Genomic DNA, 21,343 nt, shown 5'->3' on the forward strand with positions numbered 1-21,343 from the left:
CCTTTAATTTAGACCTTAGGCTAACTAATAAATTATGGGTAAGCACCATCCGAAGACAGTCGCTTGACTACAAAAAGGAATATGGCAATCTAATACCATTCAATATCGCAATATTGGGTATTGCAATCCCCAATATTTACACCAACTTATTCGTGGTGGGTGATTAAAAGACAATAGAATACCCCCTGTGCGCGTAATCCCAAAAGTTGTTGGAAAACCAATGCAATTTGCAACCCAACAGTGGTTAGAAGAATGGTTTGCCCCACTCGCTCAAAGCGAGGGTGTGAGTGCAACCAGACATGAATGTGTCGAAGTGATTCGCATGACAACGGCGACAAAGCCTCGCGCTGTTATGTATTCACCAAGCATTCGTATCGTTTTTCAGGGTCTGGTCAGAGGCCATTTGGGTAGTCAGAGTTTCCTCTATTCCCAGCAGAGCTATGCCGCGCTCGTCTCTCCGATCCCGCTTGAGATTGAGATTGTAGAAGCGTCTCCTGAGAAGCCTCTCTATGCGGTCAATTTGGCGATCGATATCAATGTCTTGGCAGAGCTGATGCTGCTTATCGAGCAAGAGCCTCTCGAGTTTGAGTATGGCGAAACGCTCGGTCGACCAGCGCATCTGTCTGAAGAGGCATTGTTTTCTGTTTGTCGCATGATGCAGACGCTAAATAGCGAAGAACAAACTAAAATTCTCGCTGATGGGTACTATCGCGAGTTTTTGTATCACGTGCTCAAGTCCGAGTACGGTGCAAGCTTGAGGGTGCTGTTCCAGAATAGTGAGAAGTCTCAAGGGATTGCGCGAGTTCTTCAAGTGTTGCACGAGGATTTCTCAACAAATCTCAGCGTAGACCAAATGGCGAAGATGGCATGTATGAGCATTTCTGCTTTCCATGCTGGCTTTAAAGGAGCTACCGGTCTTTCTCCGCTGCAGTACGTTAAGTCGATCCGCTTGCATAAGGCGCGGTCTATGATGCTGAGCCAGAACATGAGCGCCAGTCAGGCTGCTTATCGGGTTGGTTATGCAAGTCCGTCGCAGTTCAGCCGTGAGTTCAAGCGGTTCTTTGGCAGCTCTCCAACTCAGGAAGCAGCGAAGTTTCGTGTTTTAGCGTAACGCATAATGTAATCGCTTATAGTTTTTTGACACGCGCATTCCGAAAGGAGGGCGCGTGTTTTTCATTGTGCGCTCTACGCAATTTTCCTAGAGTTGCCGCGCATCTGATGATTATCAAGAAAACTGGTGAAGCGCATACGGGATAGCTCAGTGCCTTGCCTTGGGGTTCGGGAATGACAAAGGCAACGGGTACACAAACAGAGCTTAAGCTCTCGGCTGGTCGTACGGCTGTCATTGGCGCGTTGCTGGTGACGATTGGCCCGCTTTCCATGGCGCTTTATACGCCTGCTCTGCCGACTTTGGCGGAGGTGTTTGGGACAACGGCTGCTGTCGCCAAGCTTACACTGACCGTTTATTTTGCAGGCTTCACGCTGGCGCAGCTGTTGTGTGGGCCTCTTTCTGATGCGTTTGGGCGCCGTCCTGTCATTCTCGGGTTCTTCAGCTTGTATTTGCTCGGTAGCCTTTTGGCGTGGCTGGCGCCAAACATTGAAATGCTGCTGCTTGGCCGTCTGATACAAGGGATCGGTGCGTCCAGTGGTATCGCTGTGGCGCGCGCGATTGTGCGGGATCAATTTTCTGGTGAGGCTGGCGCGCGGATTATGAACTTGCTGGCCGTGATGCTGGGGATCGGGCCTGCAATCTCTCCGACAATTGGTGCTTTAACGCTCAGCGCGTTTGGTTGGCAGGCGATCTTTATTTTGATGGTGATCTATGCCGGGTTCATCCTGCTGTTAACGCTTACCGTTTTGCCGGAAACGAATTCCCACCGAGATGTGAAGCTTATTCGTCCGAGGCAGATGGCGTCTTCCTATTGGACGCTGCTGAGGTCTTTTGAGTTCATGCAGCCCTCGCTGATCCTCGGGTTTACCATTGGCGTAATCTATACCCTCTCGACGGTCTTGCCGTTTGTTTTGATTGAGCGGCTTGGGTTGACGCCTTTGCAGTTCGGCATGGGGATGGTGCTTCAGTCAGGTTCGTTCTTTGCTGGTGGCGTAGCCACTCGGCTGCTTCTACGGCGGTTCAGCACAGAGGCGCTTCTTGGGCCGGCGCTGGTTTTGTGCGGCTTGGGTGGATTGGCGTTGTTTACAGTCACGCAGCTTGAATACCTGAGCTTTTTGAGCATCATGATCCCGATTGGTGTGTTTGCTTTTGGCGCTTCAATGGCCCTGCCAGCTCTCTCTATGCGCGGAATGGAGCCGTTTCCCAAGATTGCAGGGGCTGCTTCTGCTTTGATGGGCTTTATGCAGATGGCGGGTGGTTTTCTGGGAAGTCTGGTTACCGCGATTGTTGTGCCTGATCCTGTGACTGCTCTGGGCGTTGTGATGCCAGGCATGGCCTTTCTCGCGCTGTTCCTGTTTGTGTTGCCGGTAAAAAAACGAGACGTGGAAGAACAGTCTGTCAGTCCTTAAAAGCACGCTGATTTGATCACCATGCAGTAAATATCGGCCATATCTTGTAGCAGGTAGAAAAGGTCTTTTGATTTTTGCTGGAAACAAAGGCGATGGGAGGCTATGAGGGGCCAGAAATTGGGAGGGAACCCTTATGGCAGAGTTTGATCATGGATTGCTGGAAAGCTCTCAGCGTCCGCTCGTCATGGGCATATTGAATGTAACTCCAGACAGCTTTTCTGATGGCGGGCAGTTTGATGCGCCAGCAGTGGCGTTGGCGCATGCAAATGAAATGATCGCTGAAGGTGCTGACATCATTGATGTTGGTGGTGAGAGCACGCGGCCCGGAGCGACGGTTGTTCAGGAACAGGATGAGCTGGAGCGTGTTCTGCCGGTTCTTGAGCTGATCAAAGAACTGCCGGTGCTGATTTCCATTGATACCTATAAGGCGAGAGTTGCTGCTGAGGCTTGCAAGGCCGGTGCGCATATCGTGAATGACGTTTGGGGTCTGCAGAAAGACCCTGAGATGGCTGATGCTGTGGCAGATGCTGGTGTGCCGGTGATTATGATGCATAACCGCACAGAGGTGGATGAGCAGCTGGATATCATGAGTGATATCGACCGCTTTTTTGAGAGATCCCTCAAGCTGGCCTCTGATGCGGGCATTGCCGAAGAACATCAGATTCTTGATCCCGGTTTTGGGTTTGGCAAAACTCTTCAGCAGAACTATCAGATCCTGAGCCGGCTCTCAGAACTTCGGAAATTCGGCCGTCCTGTCCTAGCGGGAGCTTCTCGCAAGCGGATGGTTGGATATGTGTTGAATAATGAAGCGCCAGAGCGTATGGCTGGGTCGCTTGCAGTACATACGCTGGCTCTGCAAAACGGAGCACAGATCCTGCGAGTTCATGATGTGAAACCGCACGTGGATGCAGTACGGATCTTCCAGGCGATGAAGGAACTAGGCAGCAGCCAATAATGACACAAGAAAAAATTGTTGCAGCTCTAGGTTTGGGCTCAAATCTTGGCGATACAAAAGCGAATATCGACGGTGCAGTGGCCGCATTGAATGCCGTCGACGGAATCTCAGTTTTGCAGAAATCATCTGATTATCGGACTCCGCCTTGGGGACCTGTGCCACAGGATGATTACCGCAATTGTTGCATTACCGTGGAGACGGTTCTTTCTCCGCGTGCGCTGTTGAATGCCGGTCTTGATGTTGAGAAGCAGCTGGGCCGTGTGCGTGATGTGCGCTGGGGGCCGCGGACGATTGATATTGATCTTCTGATCTATGATCATGCAAGCGTTGAAGAAGAGGGACTTCAAGTGCCTCATCCGCGCATGGGCGAGCGTGCCTTTGTGCTTATTCCGCTTGCAGAGATCTGGCCAGAGGCGCCGCTATTGGACGGACGAACTGCAGCAGAAGCGTTGGAAACCTGCGGAGAGAAAGAAGGCATCTACAAGCTGTAGATGCCTTGTCTTTGATCAGGCCGTTTTCATTCTGGCGACAAGATTATCTTTCAGTACCAGTTGATGATACAGCGCTGCGATGACGTGCAGCGCAAATGATGCAAGCAAGATCGGGGCTGCATAGCCATGGATTGCGGCTGGCGGGATGGTGATGTTTTCTGGCCAGGCTTGCCAGTCTCCTGCCATTGCGAGTTCCATGAGGCCTGCAAACAGTGACATGCTCATGCCGGAGATGACCAGAGCCAGTGGCGCGAGGTAGAGGAGCAAGTGGACCAGCTTGGATAAGCTGATCATGACGATGCCCCAATTGGGATCTGGTTTTGGACGTGCATGCTTGATCAACAGGACGATGCGATAGACGAGGAACAGGCCTGTCAGAGTGCCTAGCCCTGCATGTGCCATGAAGATATTGAGTTTTTCAGGCGAGATTGCGCTTCCTTCGAGAACTTTTCCCAAAATGAACACAGCAATGATGGTGACGGCGAACAGCCAATGAAGGATGATTGTCGGGCGGCTATATTTTTGTGGTGATGACATTGGGCTTACCTTTGGCGATAGGAATGTAGTTATTTTAGTTTACATGTAAATTAGATGTCAATAATATAATGAGATCAAAATATTCAGGAATTCGATGACCGAGACCCCCTCATATCTGCCCTCTATGGGGCGACTGCTGAACACCTTGTCTGAAGCAGCTTGCAACCTGGCTGAGGACTACTTACGTCCGCACGATATTTCTTTGGCTCAGTGGGTCGTGCTTTCTGCGTTGTGGCGGCAAGATGGACTGAACGTCTCGGAGCTTTCGGAGTATTCAAGCAAGAAGACAGCTGCGCTTTCTCGCTTGCTGGACCGCATGGAGAGCAAGGGGCTGGTCAGCCGTAGTGCTGTTGAGGATGACAAGCGGTCGGTGAAAATCCATCTCACGGAGAAAGGGCAGGGACTGTCTCATCTGATTGATATGTACAAGCATGTGAATGGGATTTTGCTGTCAGATTTGACCGAAACTGAGAAGGAACAGTTGCTCCCAATGCTGGAGCGTATGCTCAAAAGCGTTCAGGTGAAATCCAGAAAGTCGTGAAATCTGAACCTGATGCTAGCGTTCTCTGTCAAAACAGCAGGGGCCTCCGAAAAGAAAATTCATAGAATTTGCATTTTGCTCTTGAAGCTATAGCGACTAGAGGTCTTATCTTCTCTTGCAATGAAGAAATTGCATGGAGCGGATCATGTCCAACGCGGAAGATCGAGGCCAGAAACTCTCTCCGGAAGAGATCGAAGATCAAACCACGAAAAGCTGTTGTTCTAACAAAGCGGTGCAGCCTCAGGATACTGAGGGTTCCTGCTGCTCTGGTGACAGTGCTGTTCAAGAGAACGAGACCTCTTGCTGCTCCTCCGATCATGATAGCTCTGAAGATGATTGCTGCAGTTCTGCTAGAGAGCATGAGCATACGCATATACATGCTCATACAGGTTGCGGGTGTTCCAGCCAGAGTGAAGCGGCTATTCCAGATGTAACCAATTGGAAGGGCGCACGTTCTTTCCGGGTTGAGGGGCTGTGCTGCGCGGAAGAGATGGGAATTCTTCGCCGTGTTGTTGGGCCTGTTGTTGGTGATCCTGAATACCTTGCGTTTGATGTTTTGAACGGCAAGATGATCGTCTCTCCTGTTGCTCGCGACGTCGCTGATGAGAAGATCATCAAGGCGGTTGATACGACAGGCATGAAGGCGGCTTTGTTCATTGAACAAGAAGCAGCGGATGCCCGCGCGAAGCAGCATCGGCGTCTTGGTACATTTACAGTTGCCAGTGGCTTGTTCTGGGCAATTGCGCTTGTTGTTCAGGCGGTTTTGTTTTTCTCCAGCACCAACTCTACGGATGTGTTTAGTGTTTTCCAGTCCGTGCCGTCCGGGCCGGTAGAGGTTCTGTATATGCTCGCCATCGTCGCAGGATTGCGGTTGGTGGCGCCTAAGGGATGGTATGCGCTCAAGACGTTGCGGCCTGATATGAACCTGCTGATGCTGGTTGCTGTCGCTGGTGCTATCGGCATTGGAGAGTGGTTTGAAGGTGCGACGGTTGCCTTCCTGTTTTCTCTCTCGCTTTATCTGGAAAGCTGGAGTGTTGGGCGGGCGCGTAAAGCTGTTGCAGCGCTTATGGATATTGCCCCAACCGTTGTTCGCTTGCTCAAGCCTAACGGAAGTGAAGAAGACGTTCCTGCCAACAGTGTGAAGCCTGGCGCGACTTTTGTTGTTCGCGGTGGAGACCGTATTCCGCTTGATGGCGTCGTGCGCAAAGGTGTTGGCAGTGTTGATCAAGCTCCTATCACCGGTGAAAGTGTGCCGGTGATGAAAGAGGCAGGTGATGATGTTTATGCTGGTACCATCAACGGGGAAGGCAGCTTTGAAGTAGAAGCAACCAAGGGTGCTGATGACACCATGCTTGCCCGCATCATCCGTATGGTGAGCGAGGCACAGGCCCGGCGTGCTGCAGCAGAGCAGTGGGTCGAGAAGTTTGCCCGCGTTTACACGCCTGCGGTGATGGTTCTTGCGATTTTGCTCGCTACGATTCCACCTCTGCTGTTTGGTGCAGCCTGGATGGATTGGTTCTACCGTGCCCTTGTGCTGCTGGTTATTGCCTGCCCATGTGCGCTGGTTATCTCTACGCCCGTCTCCATCGTGGCTGGCTTGACCTCAGCAGCTCGCAATGGCGTGCTGATTAAGGGCGGTGTTTTCCTTGAATTGCCTGCGCGGTTGAAAGCTTTGGCCTTTGACAAGACTGGCACCATAACAAACGGTCTGCCGACTGTGACTGATGTTTATCCGTTGTCTGGGCATAGCGTTGAGGAGCTTCTTACACGTGCTGCTTCTTTGGAAGCTCGAAGCTCTCACCCACTTGCAGAAGCTATCCTGACACGCGCTAAGGAAGATGGTGTTGAGTATCAGGCTGCTGAGAATGTTGAGCTGTTGCCGGGTCGTGGTCTTTCTGGCCAACGCAACGGTAAGAGCTACTGGTTGGGATCTCGTCGTTTCCTGAATGAAAAGGACTTCGAGATTGGTGAAGCCGATGCGAAGGCTCGTGAACTTGAAGCTGAAGGGAAGACTGTTGTTGCAGTTGGAACTGACGCGCATGTCTGCGGGTTGATTGCCCTGGCTGATACCGTTCGCGATACGGCAGAAGAGCTGGTCTCTCAACTGCATAAAGCTGGCGTTGAGAAGCTGGTTATGCTGACTGGTGATAATAAAGCGACGGCTGAACGTGTTGCATCCTCTGTCGGTATTGATGAGGTGCGTGCCGAATTGCTGCCGGAAGATAAGGTCGCAGCCGTTGAGCAGCTCTCTCATGAATATGAGACAGTTGCGATGATTGGTGATGGTGTGAATGATGCGCCTGCCATGGCACGAGCCAGCTTTGGCATTGCGATGGGCGCGATTGGTTCTGATGCTGCTATTGAGACCGCTGATATCGCGTTGATGAAAGATGATCTTTCCCGCTTGCCGTGGCTCATTCACCATTCCAAGCGGACGCTCCAGATTATTCATCAGAACATCGCATTTGCATTTATCGTGAAGGGTATTCTGGTGGTGCTGACCGCGATGGGCTTTGCCAGCCTCTGGGCCGCGATTCTGGGTGATGTGGGAGCCACGTTGATTGTGGTAACCAACGCTCTGCGGTTGCTAAAGGACAAAGCGTAATCGCTAAAGCAGTTCGCATTTAAGCTGAATCACATGAACTGCTTTAGCCTTTGTTTTTGCGTATCTTTATCCGAAAACCGGTTTCCACTTTTCGGAGATACGCTGTAAAAGAAAAGCCGAGGTGGTTTGCCTCGGCTTTTTATCTCTTATTTTATGTAGAGCGCAGTTTCATTTGCGATCTGAATGTTTTTGTTGCGCGCAGCACCCATAATCAGGAACCAATCGATCAACGTCCAGATGCCGAGTGCACCGAGTGTGATGAGTTTGAGGATTCCGAGGCCGATCTGACCGGTGTAGAAGCGGTCGATGCCAAAGCTGCCGAGGAACAGGCCAAGCACGAGCGCTACAACAGGGTTCTTTTCTCTGCCTGCAAACATCACATCAAAGTCAGACTGTTTTTCAGCTGGGATGTTATCTCTCAGTGCTTTCAACTGCATAAAGTAATTTGCTTTGTTCATAATTCACCTTTCAATTGCACAGATGTGCGGGTGCAAATTCTTGATCGAAGAAGTAGCTCTTATATCTTTTGAATTGCAATCTGCAAGGTTTATATCGGTATCTTTTCGTCTGTTAAATTACTTAGTTGTTAGAGGCGGTTGGAAACTGGAGGTTTCGTCATTTGAGAGGTGAAATGACTGCCTTAACGAGAGGCTTGCGGAGAAGAGGGTTTATTGATCCACCATCCGCCTGACTCTCGACCAGCAACAATCCAGTAGATAAAACCTGCGATAAATCCGGCTGAAGCGGCGATGGATGAACCGGGGCGGAAGCCTTCGGAGGCTGGTGTTGGGACTGTGGTTCCTGATGTTGAATAGGCGATGATACTGCCCGTCTCGCTGGATGCATAAAACAGGTCGGCTGGAAGAGCACCGTCAATGCCCCAAAGTACCAGCGCGATAATACCACCTGCGGATACGTGGTAGATAACGCCGCGCCATTTCATGAGTTCTGCAAAGCCAATTGCGAAGCCGCTTGGGATGAGAGAGAGCGCGCCAATCGCGCTTGCAGAGATGATGGTACTCCATGTGATCACCAGTAACTGAATGATGTCAGCCTCTGGTCCACCATGAACGCTCAAAGTTCTGAAAAAGCCCCAGGATAAAAACAGGCCCGCCGCAATGATTGCGAGTGAGAAACCAAGAGCAATCCGGAGCAACTGGATGAATAGCTTGGTTCCGTCGATCATTGTGCAGTCCTTTGCATCTGTCTCTGGTGTCTAGGAAAACGGCTCACCCAGAGTACACCAAGAGCTACTGAGCAAATGAGGATTTCAAATGCAAATGTCCAGTGCAATATGAAGCTCCAAATATAGTTGTCATAGATAGCTGGAATTTTGACCAGTTCAACTTGAAGTTTGGAAAATGGTGCAAGCCAGAACACGGGAGCAGCAACACTATCAAGGAGCATATGTAAAAGGCCGCCCATACCAAGGCCAAGCGGAATGACACCAACACGGAAGTTCCGATGCAAAAGCACGGCAGACAGGGCAATAAGCATCATCCATGTCATTGGCCAGTGAGTAAGATAGTGCCGGTGATGGGTGCTCTGATTGTCTATGAAGTAGAAATAAAGCATGTCAGCGTCAGGTAAGACGCTGCCAATTGAAGTCCAAATGATGAGCCGCTTAGATTTTTGATCTAGGTATTTAGTTGCCGCTTTTCCGAGTAGATAGCCGGCGGGCAAATGAGCGATAAACATGATTGAAACCAATAGACTATGAAGTTCTGAGAAGCTTCAATCATGACTGTGGCGAGAGTTTGTGATGATCGCACAAAATACGCTGACTCGTATAAACGATTGGGTTTCAGCTGTTCTCTGTTCTGGTCAGCAGCATGGCTACGCTGATGAAGTGGAAGTCGTAGAGGTGTGGAGCCTCGCGGACGCGCTCTTCGCCTCGGGCATAGATGCTGTCGAGGAGCTCGCTGAGGTTTGGTGTGCCTGAGAGAGCGGCCTGTAGTGGAGCTTCAGTGAAGGCGCGGTAGAAGTTCACCATCTGGTTTGCGTAGGCTGATGCGTCGTTGTCTTGTTTGTACTGGTCAACAAAGGGGACAGGTGTTTCGTAACATTCTGCTTTGTCTATGGTGAACAGGTGAGATAGCGAGCCACTTTCGGGTTTTACTGGGGCTGTGAGCTGCTCCAAGCTGCGTATATAGACAGGATGATAGTAGCGCTCGTAGGTATCCTGAGAGATTGATCCGTTGGCGACGTGATCGAGCAAAGACAGATTGAACAAGTTCACGATCCCGTCTGCGGTTGAGACATGCTCATTTCTGCCGACAGTTTGCAGCAGGAGTTTGCCGCCGGGCTCAAGCTCATTTGCCCGTGCCTTCAAAAATGTTTCTAGGTCATAAGCAGCCTGTTTCTCGAAGACTTCTTTATCCTGTGCTGAAATTGAGCCTCTCTCGTTAGCAAGGCTCGGGCCGTTTGGCATAACGTAATCGGGCAGACGCTCCAACGGGCGCTCAGAGAGGAATACCGTGGCATTGAAGGATGTGGCCAGATGCGTGGAACCGGGCGGCAAAAGCTGGTTGAACATGGAACCACCGACAATGCTGCCGAAAACAGTTGGATCGGTGTAGGGTGACTGGGCACGGTTGCCGATGGCGTCAAGCAGAGTGGAGTAATCGTTGCTGGGCAGGTCACTATGGATTGTTTGGATCGAGTTGGAACCGCGCTGTCTGGCAGCTTCAGCGAGCTGCGCCATGATCTGCATTGAGTTTGCGCCTTCAGAACACCCATAATCTACAAAACGCAGGAGAGAGCTGTCATTTGGTATTGGCAGGCTAGCAATGGCTTCATGCAGCCATGGATACACATAAGCAATCGTGGCTTGTTGTGGTGTGGAGTTCTTGTTGTAAAAACCATCGCCCTTCATGCCGGTGGTTGTGGCGTGCTTTTGTGAGGAATGTGCTTTCTCGGTCATTGCATCGATATCCAATCTATCGCTCCGTCCTGAGGGGCACGATATTCAAACTCTATGCATATGAAGTGAACGAGACAAAGAAGGCCGGCGTTTCAGACAAACGCCGGCCTTCTTTTTGTAATCTTGCTTTATTTTGCTTAGGCGTCGCCTTGAGCCTGTGCTTTTTCCAGCGCTTCACGCTCAGATTTACGAAGACGCTCTGAAGCTGACTTCAGCTGGCCGCAGGCTGCGAAGATATCGCGGCCGCGTGGTGTGCGGATTGGAGAAGCATAGCCTGCGCGGTTCACGACATCTGCAAACTCTTCGATCTGTTCCCAATCAGAGCACTCATAGGGAGAGCCCGGCCATGGGTTGAATGGCAGCAGGTTGATCTTTGCCGGGATGCCTTTAAGCAACTGAACCAGTTTCTTTGCATCTTCCAGGCTGTCGTTGACGCCCTTCAGCATCACGTATTCGAAGGTGATGCGTTTTGCGTTGGACAGGCCCGGATAATCACGACATGCCTGAAGCAGTGTTTCCAGATTGTACTTCTTGTTGATCGGAACCAGTGTGTTGCGCAGCTCGTCATTCACAGCGTGCAGGGAGATTGCCAGCATGCAGCCGATTTCATCACCTGTGCGGGCGATCTCTGGCGTTACACCAGATGTCGACAGGGTGATGCGGCGCTTGGAGAGGGACAGTCCGTCTCCATCAGAGGCGATCAGAAGTGCTTTCTTGACGTTCTCAAAGTTATAAAGCGGCTCGCCCATGCCCATCATCACGATGTTGGTGATGCGGCGACGGTTGGATGTGGATGCATCCAAGCCACCTTCCGGTGCATCTGCATCCGGGAAGTCGTTGAGGCGATCTTTTGCGAGCATGAGCTGCGCAAGGATCTCTTCAGCTGTCAGGTTGCGAACCATCTTCTGTGTGCCGGTGTGGCAGAACGTGCAGGTGAGGGTACAGCCGACCTGGGAAGAGATGCAGAGCGTGCCGCGATCTTCTTCCGGAATGTAGACGGTTTCGACTTCAACTGGCTTGCCAGCACCGCGTGATGGAAAGCGGAACAGCCATTTACGGGTGCCATCAACGGAGACCTGTTCAGTGACGATCTCTGGACGGGCAATGGTAAAGGCAAACTCCAGCTTAGTGCGCAGGTCTTTTGAGACATTGCTCATTTTGCCGAAATCGGAAATGCCCCGGACATAGAGCCAGTGCCACAGCTGGTTGACGCGCATGCGGATCTGGCGCTCAGGGACTCCAACTGCAGCAAGGGCATTGCCTAGCTCTTCACGGTTTAAGCCGATCAGAGATGGCTTTTCTTCCTGCACAGGAATGGTTGCAGGAGAAGGGTTTGCTGCGCTGGTTGCCGCCGGATCAGCGGATTTGTGCGCGATGTCTAACGATACCGCCATGGTCATTCACCAGTTTTTCTTAGATGCTTGGCTTTAAGCTTATGTTCTTTGCGTATTCAAACCCGAAAAATGTGCCTCACTTTTCGGCAATACGATTCAGCAGGAAAAATAACAGGTTAAGTATACCCGTTGCTCGCTGCTAAAAATGCGAGAGGCGGTCGCTAGCAGCAACCGCCTACGTATTCGGCACGCTTATAGCCGAAATCGCTTAGTTTGAACATCCCAGATCTCAAATTGCGTGGCGGCAAGCTGGCGCAGGCAAGAGATCTCTGTAAATTCAAACAATTTCGGGCATCAGAACCTTATTGGCAGGCGCTGGATGCGTCTCTGACAGCAGCAGTGATGCCGCTCAAAGAGAATTTGTAGGAAGTTTGGGTGCCACGTGCGGACTGACCAGAAATAGACATGGAACTGCCTGCTTTCATTGCGTCAACCAAACGCTTTTCTTCCGCAGCGTTCTGAACCCATGCGCCGTCACCTTTGGTGAACATGGTGAACTGCTGACCATCAACATTGGTCGTGACCAAGGAGCCTTCTTTAAATGGATAACCCACTATAAAGCTTGGTTCATTGGCAACGCCTTCACTTGGACGGGTAGAAACGAAGAAGAAGACCTCTCCATGGTTTCTATCAGTCGGCAGTGACTGTGTTGGTGCGGAAATGGCATAACACACCTTACCACCGCTCTGGGTGTTAAAGGTGTAAGTTGCCCAATCCTTGTTTTCTTTCAAGAGGGCAGGAGACTGCGCATTTGCAGTCGCGCCCGAGATACCAAGAGCCATAAAGGCAGTTATCAGGATACGTGCTTGCATCTTCTCCAAACCGCGTTGCGTACGACAAAATCTGAGATTCTGTGCGAAAACCCATAAAACTTAATGTTAGGGTTACTTTAAAGATGGTTACAAAAGGGTTGATACCCTGTTTTTACAGAGGCAAAAAATTATTTGCCTTTGAACCGCTCTATGAATGCTGCCATCAGAAATCTGGCGGGAGTGTGGCACGCACAGCCATAATATCAAGCGTAAAGCCACTAATGAATTTCTGTTTTAAGTGATCGAAGACAGTAGATATGCAAGTTGATTTTCGGTTGTATTTAACGCGCTAGTAAATAAGGGCTAATCGCCTTTAAAAGCTCAGATTTTCCGGCATGTTTTCAAACTAATTGGCGGCATTTTACCCAGTAAAAAATATGGGCACCTTTCCACATAGTGTGCACAGATTGAGAGAAAATGCGAAGTGTGGAGCCTCAAAGAATTACGAATTTGTAATGTGAAAGAGACTGGGTGTGGAAAGGGAAACACCTTAAAAATTTATACAAGGCATTTGCTATGGTGAGAAATAAAGGTTGCCGTTTCAGAGTATGTATCAGAAATGGCAACCGTATTTCGAATCACTCATGAGTTGCTGTCGAAGCCGGGAACCTTTCGGCCACTTCGGAAAATTGGAGCGCCGTGAATATGTTCCAGTAATGGATCTTTCGGGGCGCCTGCAGTGAGAGAGCGCTCAGCGTACTTTCCGTGTGCCATATAGCGGTCATACAAGACCAGAGCGGCGGCTACACCAACATTCAAGCAAAACTTGGTTGGGATTTTGACGATGTAATCGCAGCGATCCTGCATCTCTTGTGACAGAGACCCACGTTCTGGCCCGAGTATATAAGCTGCTTGCAACGGATGTCCGAAGCTTGGAAGCTCGATCGCATCGTCGGTGAGCTCAACACCCACCATTTTACAGCCACGCGGGAATTGCATCTCATCAACCGAGTTCCAGGCGAAGTAGGGCAAGTGGTCCGGGCTCTTGGAGGTATCAGCCTTCATTGCTTTGCCAAGGCTTTTGATGTGCGCGTCGACTGTAAAAAAGTAACTTGCTCCGAATGCATGACCAGTACGCATCAGCGTGCCAACATTCATGGATTTTGAAAGCCCTTCAGAGCCAATAGCAAAATAACCGCGCATGCCCAGTTTTTCTCGTTGTTGATGTTGTGCGCTTCATACCTCCAACTGTGGTGTTCCCGCAAGTGTAGCGGCATGTATGGGTGTTTTAATCGCAAAATGGCACCAAAGACGGCTTTGAGATTTTGTGAATGCCCGTGTAATTTTGGAGGTCAGAGAGAGGGCCACATTTTATGAAAGCTGTTATCTGCGAAAAACTTGGGGGGCCGGATGATCTGGTCATTCGAGAACTGGACGACCCGAATTTTGGAGCTGGAGAGGTGTTGGTTCGTGTGAAAGCGGCGGCACTCAATTACTTCGATACATTGATCATTCAAGGGAAGTATCAGTTTAAGCCGGAGCTTCCGTTCTCACCATCAGGTGAGATGGCGGGCATTGTTGAAGCCGTCGGTGATGGTGTTTCGCGGTTCAAGGTTGGGGATCGGGTGGCCTCCTACGCGAAATGGGGAGCTGCAAGAGAGCTATATGTTGCTCCTGAGCATGAACTTGTGCGGGTGCCGGATGAGGTTTCGCTCAAGCATGCAGCTGGACTTTTGATCACTTACGGAACGGCTATTCACGGCCTTCGTAGCCGGGCGCGGTTACAGGCGGGGGAGACTGTTGCAGTGTTAGGTGCTTCTGGCGGAGCAGGACAGGCTGCTGTGGAGGTTGCAAAGCTGATGGGGGCCCGGGTGATTGCTTGCGCGTCTTCGGAAGATAAGCTTGCTCACGCAAAAGCTTGCGGCGCTGATGTTCTGGTCAACTATTCAGAGGGTGGTCTGAAACAGAAGCTGAAGGGTCTAACGGATGGTAAAGGGCTTGAGGTGGTCTATGACGTCATAGGCGGGGATCATGCTGATGATGCCTTGCGCGCTACGGGATGGCGTGGACGTTATCTGGTTGTTGGATTTGCCTCTGGTACGATCCAAAAGATACCCGCGAACCTTACCCTGCTGAAAGGCTGTGACGTTCTGGGTGTATTCTGGGGGGAGGCAGTCGTTCGTGAGCCTGAGGAGCATCACAAGGATTGCGAGCAACTGTTCCAATGGGTGGCTGATGGAAAACTGAAGCCGCATATCCATGCGGAATATCCGCTGGAAGACATTGCTCTGGGATTGGAGGAAATCTCCAGCCGCAGAGCCAAAGGCAAAGTGCTGCTCATTCCTTGATGGGTAGATACGGAAAAAGCGGGAGATGCTCCCGCTTTTCATCGTCAAATGGTAAGTCAGATTTCGTGAGATCAGACTTCCAGCATAGTCATGACTGGTGCGTGGTCGGATGGTTTTTCCCAACCGCGTGCGTCGCGAATAATCTGGACGTCTTTGGTGTGCTGTGCTGTTTCCGGTGTCATCCAGACATGGTCGAGACGGCGACCTTTGTTGGAGGCTGACCAGTCTTTGGCACGGTAGCTCCACCAGGTGTAAATCTTCTCGTCCATCGGCATGTGTTTGCGCATGGTATCTACGTAGTTGCCAGCTTCGCGCACATCTTCGAGGCGCTGGCATTCCAGCGGTGTGTGAGAGACGACTTTGATGAGTTGCTTGTGAGACCAAACGTCATTTTCGTAAGGTGCGATATTCAGGTCGCCGACGACGACTGACTGGCCGTCGAAGCCTTTGAACCAGCTTTCCATTTCATCGAGGAATTTGAGCTTGTGAGCGAATTTGTCGTTGACCTCAGGGTCCGGCACATCGCCGCCTGCTGGGACGTAGAAGTTATGGATGCGGACTTTACCGCCATTAAAGGCAACATCTGCTGCGATATGGCGGGTGTCGCCCATCTCGCAAAATTCTTTGCGCTCAACATTTTCCAGTGGCACGCGTGAGAGAAAGGCTACGCCGTGGTAACCCTTTTGGCCGTGTACCTCTACATGACGATAGCCAAGCTTATTGATTGCAGCCGTTGGGAAGCTTCCATCCGGGCACTTTGTTTCCTGCAGGCACAAAACGTCTGGGGCGTGGTCCAGTAACATTTTCTCGACAATAGGAAGGCGGAGGCGGACTGAGTTAATGTTCCACGTTACAATCTTGAGGCGGTTCGTCATGGGGGCGTGTTTACCTGCTTTGGAGAATCATACCTCGAACCTAAGGCTTAGGCGGGGTTCTGGCTAGAAAAACTGATGTGAACTGTGAATTTGTTCACGTTATATTCTTCAAGGCAAGACATAAATTGCTTCTAAAACCCGATGTTTTGTCAGTGCACGTTGTTAGCCCCTTGGTGGCACTCTTCTCTTAATTATGCTGGCTGTTGGTTTTGGCCAGCCTGCAATTAGGACTAGGGTCAAATGAAATACGCAATGCTTGTAGGCTGTTGTCTCGCAGCAGGTGTCGTGGCTCAATCTGTGAGTGCAAACAGCTTGTCTACGCGTTCAGGGTCCGTTGATTATCCTGGATTTCAGCAGGTTCAGTTCAATGAGCGCAGTAATATTATCCCGCCCATCAAACCTCTAGATCGTCCGGTTGAACCGGGAGATAGTTTGAGGCCGGGGCAAGCGCAGCCTTATTTGCCGACGGATCGGGATGCGGATCACTCGCAGTTTAACCCGCCTCCGGGAGCTTATCCTGCAGGGTCTGCGCGTCCGGGGTCTTTGCCCCCACCTCTGCCGGGGCCTTCCGGTCCTCTGCCTGCAGCTCCTCCGATTACAGGATTGCCTCCTTCACCGGGATCGCCTGGTTCACCCGGTTTTAGTGGGCCGTCCTATGGAGGCCCTTCTTATGGGCGATAGCACCTTAGAGAGGCTGGAGGGCAGTTTTATGAAAATTTTGGCCTGGGTGATTGCCGGTCTCGTGCTTCTGGCTGTTCTTATCTATTCCAATGCCGCCTTTGCGCAGCGTGGGCATGCCGGATACACCACGAATGGTGTAAACATGAGGACAGGGCCTGGCACCAGATATCCTGTCATTACGACAATACCGGCAGGTGGCGTGGTTTTCATCAATTACTGCACCAAGAACGGTTCGTGGTGTGATTTGACATTCCGAGGTGCTCCGGGGTGGGTTTCTGCCAGATATATTCGATATGGAGTTGAGGGACCGCACTATTCCCGTACGCTCCCTTATGTAGCGCCGTATGTGGGGCTGCCGTTTGTCTATCGACGCTATCCAATTTACCCGCGTTATCCGCGTTGGCGTCCATATCCGCGCCCGCGGCATGAAATTCCTGCTTATCCGCTGCAGCCTTCTCGTCCGATTGAGGTGCCTGCTGTCCCAATCAGGCCTGCTCAGCCGATTGCTCCGCCAATACGGCCATCTATCCCGTTAACACCAGCTCAGCCAATTGCGCCGCCATCCATTCCAGCGACGCCGTTGTCGCCTGCCCAATAGAAGAGAGCTCACGAGGTGTCTCGTGAGCTCCTGTTTCTCTATAGCTTATGCTGCCAGCTGACTTCGCGGTATTCAAAGGCATTTCCGGCTTTGCGAACATGCCCAAGACCTGGGAAGTCATGGTGGATGCCGACGACTGGTGTTCTATCTGCTGAAACCCGATCCAGTATTCTGCGCCGTGTCTGGCGAGCTGCATCCTGATCTACGTCGAAGGCGATTGTCCAATCCGGATTGGCGAACTGGAGCCCGATGGAGTGGATCGTGTCGCCCCAGATTAGCACTTCCTCATTATTGGAGTGAACGCGGATGCCCATATGTCCGGGTGTGTGACCGGGAAGGAAGACAGCATCCAACCCCTTGATGAACTCACCATCTTTGCTGATGAGTGTTTTGCGGTTTTGATAGGGCTTTGACACATTCTGAGCGAGATCGATGAAATGCTGGAGGTCTTTGGGAAACTTTGAGCGTGTGCTTTCATCATGCCAGAAGTTGTGTTCGACCTCATGAACGATGAACTCAGCGTTTGGGAAGAGCTTTTCTCCCGATTTAGAGATCAGCCCTCCGACGTGGTCGATGTGCAGGTGGGTGAGAACTACGGCATCTACATCAGAGGCGTTATAGCCTGCGGCTTTCAGGTTCTGATGGAAGCGGCCAAGTGTTGGACCCATTAAGTCTGCGGTGCCGGTGTCGACTACCACCAGTTTGTCGCCCGTATTAATGAGATATCCGTTTACAGAGATAGACATGTCCTGCGTATTGGGACTGAGGAAATTTTGCTTTAGAGTTTCCTGCGCTACCTTCTGGTCAAACCCAACGACCAATGACGGATCTAATCCCAAGTGTCCGTCCAGAATTGCCGTAACTTCAATGTCTCCTACAGAGAAGCGATAGATGCCGGGAACCTGTGTTCCAATTTTAGGCGCCGCTGCGAGCGCAATAGATGACATTGCCGGGGCAACTGCACCTGCGCCAGCAAGGGAAGCGGCTGCGGATAAAAAAGATCGGCGGGAAAGTGTCATGAAAGGCTCCTCATTTACAAGCATGGGAGCAATATTGTGGGGTTGATACTGGAAGTGCAGAGGGCCAAGTCTTATCTTGGATATAAGCAGTGCTTATGGGGCAGTTATGGATCTTCTGAATTTGCTGGAGAGTTTTGTTCGCGTCATCGACAATGGATCGTTGAGCGGTGGTGCGCGTCAACGCCATATCAGCCAGCCAGCAATGAGCCAGCAGCTGAACCTGCTTGAAGCTCAGGTTGGGCAGGAACTTGTTTTTCGTACCAACAAGGGCGTTAAGCCGACGGCTGCCGGAAAGACTGTCTATGAGCATGCGCAAAAGATGCTGCGTCAGAGTGCTTTGATGTTTGAAGAGGTGCAGGACCAGGCAGCAGCAGAAAGCGGTTCTCTGGTTGTTTCGGTTTCTCAGCCCATGGGCGCTGATATCATAACACCGCTTATCTTTGATCTTCGCAAACAGTACCCTGATCTTTCTGTCTCAATCAAAATGGACGACGACCTGATTGATGTTGTCCAAACCGGTATCGATCTGGCGATCCGTACGGGCGTTACTGGCGATACTTCTGGGATTTCCAGAAAAATTGCGATTGTTGAAACGTGTTTGGCAGCAAGCCCGGACTTTCTTGCAAAGCATGGTGTGCCGCAGACACCTGAAGCGTTGTCGGAACTCAACTACATTCAGTACAGAAACGAGAAGCTGGTCAGTTCGCTAGATCTGTTCAGACATGGGCAAAGGCATGTGGTCGCTTTGCAGTCTGAGTTTGTCGCTGGGCACCCTCAGGTGATGGTGCAGGCCTTGTTGAATTCGGTTGGATTTACGCGTATGCCGCTGTTTATGATGCGAGATTTTGAAGCAACCGGGCAACTGCAACGGCTGCTTCCTGACTATCAGTGCGAAGAGAAGCCGGTATATCTTGTCTACCCTTCACGCGAAGCTGTGACGCGAAAAACCGAGATCTTTATTGATGCGATGATTGAGCGGTTTCGGGATGTTGCTGGAATACGGCTGGTCGGGCAAAAGCCAGTGCAGCTTGCCCAACCAGCCTAAGTATTCTGGTCTTAGACCGTCTCGTTGACTTGCTCATCCACGATGCGGACGATGTCTGACATGATTTCTGTCAGGTGGAAGTCCTTCGGTGTGTAAACGGCTGCAACACCCGCTTTTTTCAGTTCTTTGGCATCCTCTGACGGAATAATGCCACCAATAATAATCGGGATGTCGTCCAAGCCGTTTTCTTTCATTTTGTCGAGCACATCATGGACCAGTGCCAGATGTGAGCCAGACAAGATCGACAGGCCGATGACGTGGACGCCTTCTTCAAGGGCAGCGTTGACGATTTGGGCGGGTGTCAGGCGGATGCCTTCGTAAACGACTTCCATGCCGCAATCACGGGCACGCACTGCAATCTGCTCGGCGCCGTTGGAGTGGCCATCCAGCCCCGGTTTGCCAACGAGGAATTTAAGGCGTCGACCTAGTTTCTCTGAAAGCTCGGAGACTTTTTGCTGCACACCTGTGAGGCTCTCGTTGTCATCCGGTGCTGCTTTACCGACGCCAGTTGGGGCACGATATTCGCCGAAGACTTCACGCAGGGCTGCGCCCCATTCTCCTGTGGTTGCACCTGCCTGAGCTGCTTTGATGGATGCTTCCATAATGTTGTTGTCAGAAGAAGCTGAAGCGCGGAGCTCCTGCAGAGCGGATTTAACTGCATTCTCGTCACGTTCAGCCCGCCAGGCCTGAATGCGTTGGATTGCTTCTTCTTCCACATGCTCAGGAACCGTGAGGATGCCGCCGTCTTCATCTGATGCCAGTGGAGATGGTTCGGTTTCGGTCCATTTGTTGACGCCGACGACGATCTGATCGCCAGATTCAATGCCTGCCAAACGTTTGGAGTTGGACTCCACGAGCTTTTGCTTCATGTAACTGGATTCAACGGCTGCGACTGCTCCACCCATTTCTGCAATACGCGCTAGTTCTTCTCGTGCTTGCTCTTTGAGTAGCTCGACCTTGGTTTCAATCTCTTTGGAACCATCGAAGATATCGGCATATTCCAGCAAGTCCGTCTCATAGGCCATGATCTGCTGCATGCGCAAGGACCATTGCTGGTCAAACGGGCGTGGCAGGCCAAGAGCTTCGTTCCAAGCGGGGAGCTGAACTGCACGAGCGCGTGCGTTTTTAGAGAGAACAACAGCCAGCATCTCAACGAGAATTCGGTAAACGTTGTTTTCGGGCTGCTGCTCCGTCAAGCCGAGGGAATTGACCTGAACGCCATAGCGGAAGCGGCGGTAGCGCTCTTCTTCAACGCCATAGCGTTCGCGGCAGATTTCGTCCCAAAGCTCTGTAAACGCCCGCATTTTGCACATCTCAGTGATGAAGCGCATGCCTGCATTTACGAAGAAGGAAATCCGGCCCACGAGTTTAGGGAAATCGCTTTCAGAGATGACACCAGAAGCACGAACATTGTCCAGAATTGCGATTGCGGTGGCGAGCGCGAAGGAGAGTTCCTGTACTGGTGTCGCGCCTGCTTCCTGCAGATGGTAGGAACACACGTTCATCGGGTTCCATTTGGGCATGTTCGTGTAAGTCCATGAAATCACATCTGTTGTGAGGCGCATGGATGGGGCCGGCGGGAAGACATAGGTGCCGCGGGACAGGTATTCCTTGATCAGATCATTCTGCGTGGTGCCGGCCAGCAGAGAGCGGTTAGCTCCTTGCTCATCAGCAGCAGCCACATAGAGCGCAAGCAGCCAAGGGGCTGTTGCGTTGATCGTCATGGAGGTGTTCATGCGCTCTAGCGGGATCTCGTTGAAGAGGGTGCGCATGTCTCCCAGATGAGAGATGGGTACACCAACCTTGCCAACCTCACCGCGAGAGAGCGGATGGTCCGGGTCGTATCCTGTCTGAGTTGGAAGATCGAACGCGACAGAAAGGCCCGTCTGACCCTTTGAGAGGTTCGTACGGTAGAGCCGGTTGCTGTCTGCAGCGTTGGAGTGTCCTGCATATGTGCGGAACATCCACGGACGGTCTTTTGTTGCGCCTTTAGGTGAACCGGTACTCATAGTCTATTGCCTCCCTGATCCTCCCAGCATTTTATAAGGGACAAGATCTC

The 21,343-nt window shown here is 51.4% G+C and carries 20 protein-coding genes; 9 read left to right on the forward strand and 11 right to left on the reverse strand.

Annotated features, from left to right (window positions below; genetic code table 11):
• The first annotated feature begins 283 nt into the window (after positions 1-283).
• The 4 genes from DHN43_RS11645 to folK all read left to right on the forward strand — a co-directional run bounded on the left by DHN43_RS11645 (position 284) and on the right by folK (position 3,966).
• On the forward strand, positions 284-1,111 hold the full coding sequence (locus DHN43_RS11645; RefSeq protein WP_256387176.1) for an AraC family transcriptional regulator: 828 nt from the start codon (positions 284-286) through the stop codon (positions 1,109-1,111).
• Between the two features lie 173 nt (positions 1,112-1,284).
• Complete coding sequence (locus DHN43_RS11650) at positions 1,285-2,520, forward strand: multidrug effflux MFS transporter (RefSeq protein ID WP_108818669.1); 1,236 nt, start codon at positions 1,285-1,287, stop codon at positions 2,518-2,520.
• Between the two features lie 133 nt (positions 2,521-2,653).
• Positions 2,654-3,475: a dihydropteroate synthase gene (gene folP / locus DHN43_RS11655; protein WP_108818670.1), complete on the forward strand. Its 822-nt coding sequence runs from the start codon at positions 2,654-2,656 to the stop codon at positions 3,473-3,475.
• Entirely contained in the window at positions 3,475-3,966 is a 492-nt protein-coding gene (gene folK, locus DHN43_RS11660; RefSeq protein WP_057460749.1) for a 2-amino-4-hydroxy-6-hydroxymethyldihydropteridine diphosphokinase, read from the forward strand. Before folP ends, folK begins: the two co-directional genes overlap by 1 nt.
• A 15-nt stretch (positions 3,967-3,981) precedes the next feature.
• Here the strand turns inward: folK and DHN43_RS11665 are convergent, their stop codons facing one another.
• The gene (locus DHN43_RS11665) at positions 3,982-4,503 is read right to left on the reverse strand and encodes a cytochrome b (RefSeq protein ID WP_108818671.1); all 522 of its coding nucleotides are present in this window, start codon (positions 4,501-4,503) and stop codon (positions 3,982-3,984) included.
• Between the two features lie 94 nt (positions 4,504-4,597).
• On the opposite strand from DHN43_RS11665, the gene DHN43_RS11670 reads away from it, so the two are divergent.
• The gene (locus DHN43_RS11670; RefSeq protein ID WP_063291126.1) at positions 4,598-5,044 is read left to right on the forward strand and encodes a MarR family winged helix-turn-helix transcriptional regulator; all 447 of its coding nucleotides are present in this window, start codon (positions 4,598-4,600) and stop codon (positions 5,042-5,044) included.
• 145 nt (positions 5,045-5,189) lie between these two features.
• On the forward strand, positions 5,190-7,649 hold the full coding sequence (locus DHN43_RS11675; protein WP_208980973.1) for a heavy metal translocating P-type ATPase: 2,460 nt from the start codon (positions 5,190-5,192) through the stop codon (positions 7,647-7,649).
• Between the two features lie 146 nt (positions 7,650-7,795).
• Here DHN43_RS11675 and DHN43_RS11680 read toward each other — a convergent pair whose 3' ends face one another.
• The 7 genes from DHN43_RS11680 to DHN43_RS11710 form a co-directional block, all read right to left on the reverse strand.
• A complete protein-coding gene (locus DHN43_RS11680) occupies positions 7,796-8,107 on the reverse strand; it encodes a TM2 domain-containing protein (RefSeq protein WP_057460745.1) in 312 nt (103 codons plus the stop codon).
• Positions 8,108-8,289: 182 nt separating this feature from the next.
• Positions 8,290-8,835, reverse strand: coding sequence for a translation initiation factor 3 (locus DHN43_RS11685; RefSeq protein ID WP_108818673.1), 546 nt, complete (start codon positions 8,833-8,835; stop codon positions 8,290-8,292).
• Positions 8,832-9,347, reverse strand: coding sequence for a metal-dependent hydrolase (locus DHN43_RS11690; RefSeq protein WP_108818674.1), 516 nt, complete (start codon positions 9,345-9,347; stop codon positions 8,832-8,834). Before DHN43_RS11690 ends, DHN43_RS11685 begins: the two co-directional genes overlap by 4 nt.
• A 106-nt stretch (positions 9,348-9,453) precedes the next feature.
• Entirely contained in the window at positions 9,454-10,572 is a 1,119-nt protein-coding gene (locus tag DHN43_RS11695; RefSeq protein ID WP_108818768.1) for a hypothetical protein, read from the reverse strand.
• Between the two features lie 137 nt (positions 10,573-10,709).
• Complete coding sequence (rlmN, locus tag DHN43_RS11700) at positions 10,710-11,972, reverse strand: 23S rRNA (adenine(2503)-C(2))-methyltransferase RlmN (RefSeq protein WP_108818675.1); 1,263 nt, start codon at positions 11,970-11,972, stop codon at positions 10,710-10,712.
• A 296-nt stretch (positions 11,973-12,268) separates the two neighbouring features.
• Positions 12,269-12,748 (reverse strand): invasion associated locus B family protein, encoded by a 480-nt coding sequence (locus DHN43_RS11705; protein WP_063286442.1) that lies wholly within the window; start codon positions 12,746-12,748, stop codon positions 12,269-12,271.
• Between the two features lie 612 nt (positions 12,749-13,360).
• Positions 13,361-13,921 (reverse strand): RNA methyltransferase, encoded by a 561-nt coding sequence (locus DHN43_RS11710; RefSeq protein ID WP_108818676.1) that lies wholly within the window; start codon positions 13,919-13,921, stop codon positions 13,361-13,363.
• Between the two features lie 170 nt (positions 13,922-14,091).
• Between DHN43_RS11710 and DHN43_RS11715 the strand changes: the two genes are divergently transcribed.
• Positions 14,092-15,066 carry an NADPH:quinone oxidoreductase family protein gene (locus tag DHN43_RS11715; RefSeq protein ID WP_108818677.1) on the forward strand — a complete coding sequence of 325 codons (975 nt, stop codon included), beginning with the start codon at positions 14,092-14,094 and terminating at the stop codon, positions 15,064-15,066.
• Between the two features lie 71 nt (positions 15,067-15,137).
• Here the strand turns inward: DHN43_RS11715 and xth are convergent, their stop codons facing one another.
• On the reverse strand, positions 15,138-15,941 hold the full coding sequence (gene xth, locus DHN43_RS11720) for an exodeoxyribonuclease III (protein ID WP_199914802.1): 804 nt from the start codon (positions 15,939-15,941) through the stop codon (positions 15,138-15,140).
• A 709-nt stretch (positions 15,942-16,650) separates the two neighbouring features.
• On the opposite strand from xth, the gene DHN43_RS11725 reads away from it, so the two are divergent.
• On the forward strand, positions 16,651-17,220 hold the full coding sequence (locus DHN43_RS11725) for an SH3 domain-containing protein (protein WP_208980972.1): 570 nt from the start codon (positions 16,651-16,653) through the stop codon (positions 17,218-17,220).
• Between the two features lie 38 nt (positions 17,221-17,258).
• Here the strand turns inward: DHN43_RS11725 and DHN43_RS11730 are convergent, their stop codons facing one another.
• Positions 17,259-18,239 carry an MBL fold metallo-hydrolase gene (locus tag DHN43_RS11730; RefSeq protein ID WP_108818678.1) on the reverse strand — a complete coding sequence of 327 codons (981 nt, stop codon included), beginning with the start codon at positions 18,237-18,239 and terminating at the stop codon, positions 17,259-17,261.
• Between the two features lie 106 nt (positions 18,240-18,345).
• On the opposite strand from DHN43_RS11730, the gene DHN43_RS11735 reads away from it, so the two are divergent.
• On the forward strand, positions 18,346-19,284 hold the full coding sequence (locus DHN43_RS11735; RefSeq protein ID WP_108818679.1) for a LysR family transcriptional regulator: 939 nt from the start codon (positions 18,346-18,348) through the stop codon (positions 19,282-19,284).
• Between the two features lie 11 nt (positions 19,285-19,295).
• On the opposite strand, the gene DHN43_RS11740 is transcribed toward DHN43_RS11735, so the two are convergent.
• A complete protein-coding gene (locus DHN43_RS11740) occupies positions 19,296-21,293 on the reverse strand; it encodes a methylmalonyl-CoA mutase family protein (protein WP_108818680.1) in 1,998 nt (665 codons plus the stop codon).
• Between the last annotated feature and the right edge of the window lie 50 nt (positions 21,294-21,343).

The organism is Pseudovibrio sp. Alg231-02 (assembly GCF_900143565.1).
GTDB lineage: Bacteria > Pseudomonadota > Alphaproteobacteria > Rhizobiales > Stappiaceae > Pseudovibrio.

Bases quoted from the DNA above. Each gene is read 5' to 3' on its own strand.
- DHN43_RS11735 (WP_108818679.1), top strand. From the start codon at position 18,346: ATGGATCTTCTGAATTTGCTGGAGAGTTTTGTTCGCGTCATCGACAAT.
- DHN43_RS11695 (WP_108818768.1), bottom strand. From the start codon at position 10,572: ATGACCGAGAAAGCACATTCCTCACAAAAGCACGCCACAACCACCGGC.
- DHN43_RS11685 (WP_108818673.1), bottom strand. From the start codon at position 8,835: ATGATCGACGGAACCAAGCTATTCATCCAGTTGCTCCGGATTGCTCTT.
- DHN43_RS11675 (WP_208980973.1), top strand. From the start codon at position 5,190: ATGTCCAACGCGGAAGATCGAGGCCAGAAACTCTCTCCGGAAGAGATC.
- DHN43_RS11710 (WP_108818676.1), bottom strand. From the start codon at position 13,921: ATGCGCGGTTATTTTGCTATTGGCTCTGAAGGGCTTTCAAAATCCATG.
- DHN43_RS11715 (WP_108818677.1), top strand. From the start codon at position 14,092: ATGAAAGCTGTTATCTGCGAAAAACTTGGGGGGCCGGATGATCTGGTC.
- DHN43_RS11665 (WP_108818671.1), bottom strand. From the start codon at position 4,503: ATGTCATCACCACAAAAATATAGCCGCCCGACAATCATCCTTCATTGG.
- folP (WP_108818670.1), top strand. From the start codon at position 2,654: ATGGCAGAGTTTGATCATGGATTGCTGGAAAGCTCTCAGCGTCCGCTC.
- folK (WP_057460749.1), top strand. From the start codon at position 3,475: ATGACACAAGAAAAAATTGTTGCAGCTCTAGGTTTGGGCTCAAATCTT.
- xth (WP_199914802.1), bottom strand. From the start codon at position 15,941: ATGACGAACCGCCTCAAGATTGTAACGTGGAACATTAACTCAGTCCGC.
- DHN43_RS11690 (WP_108818674.1), bottom strand. From the start codon at position 9,347: ATGTTTATCGCTCATTTGCCCGCCGGCTATCTACTCGGAAAAGCGGCA.
- DHN43_RS11730 (WP_108818678.1), bottom strand. From the start codon at position 18,239: ATGACACTTTCCCGCCGATCTTTTTTATCCGCAGCCGCTTCCCTTGCT.
- DHN43_RS11680 (WP_057460745.1), bottom strand. From the start codon at position 8,107: ATGAACAAAGCAAATTACTTTATGCAGTTGAAAGCACTGAGAGATAAC.
- DHN43_RS11650 (WP_108818669.1), top strand. From the start codon at position 1,285: ATGACAAAGGCAACGGGTACACAAACAGAGCTTAAGCTCTCGGCTGGT.
- rlmN (WP_108818675.1), bottom strand. From the start codon at position 11,972: ATGACCATGGCGGTATCGTTAGACATCGCGCACAAATCCGCTGATCCG.
- DHN43_RS11740 (WP_108818680.1), bottom strand. From the start codon at position 21,293: ATGAGTACCGGTTCACCTAAAGGCGCAACAAAAGACCGTCCGTGGATG.
- DHN43_RS11670 (WP_063291126.1), top strand. From the start codon at position 4,598: ATGACCGAGACCCCCTCATATCTGCCCTCTATGGGGCGACTGCTGAAC.
- DHN43_RS11725 (WP_208980972.1), top strand. From the start codon at position 16,651: ATGAAAATTTTGGCCTGGGTGATTGCCGGTCTCGTGCTTCTGGCTGTT.
- DHN43_RS11705 (WP_063286442.1), bottom strand. From the start codon at position 12,748: ATGGCTCTTGGTATCTCGGGCGCGACTGCAAATGCGCAGTCTCCTGCC.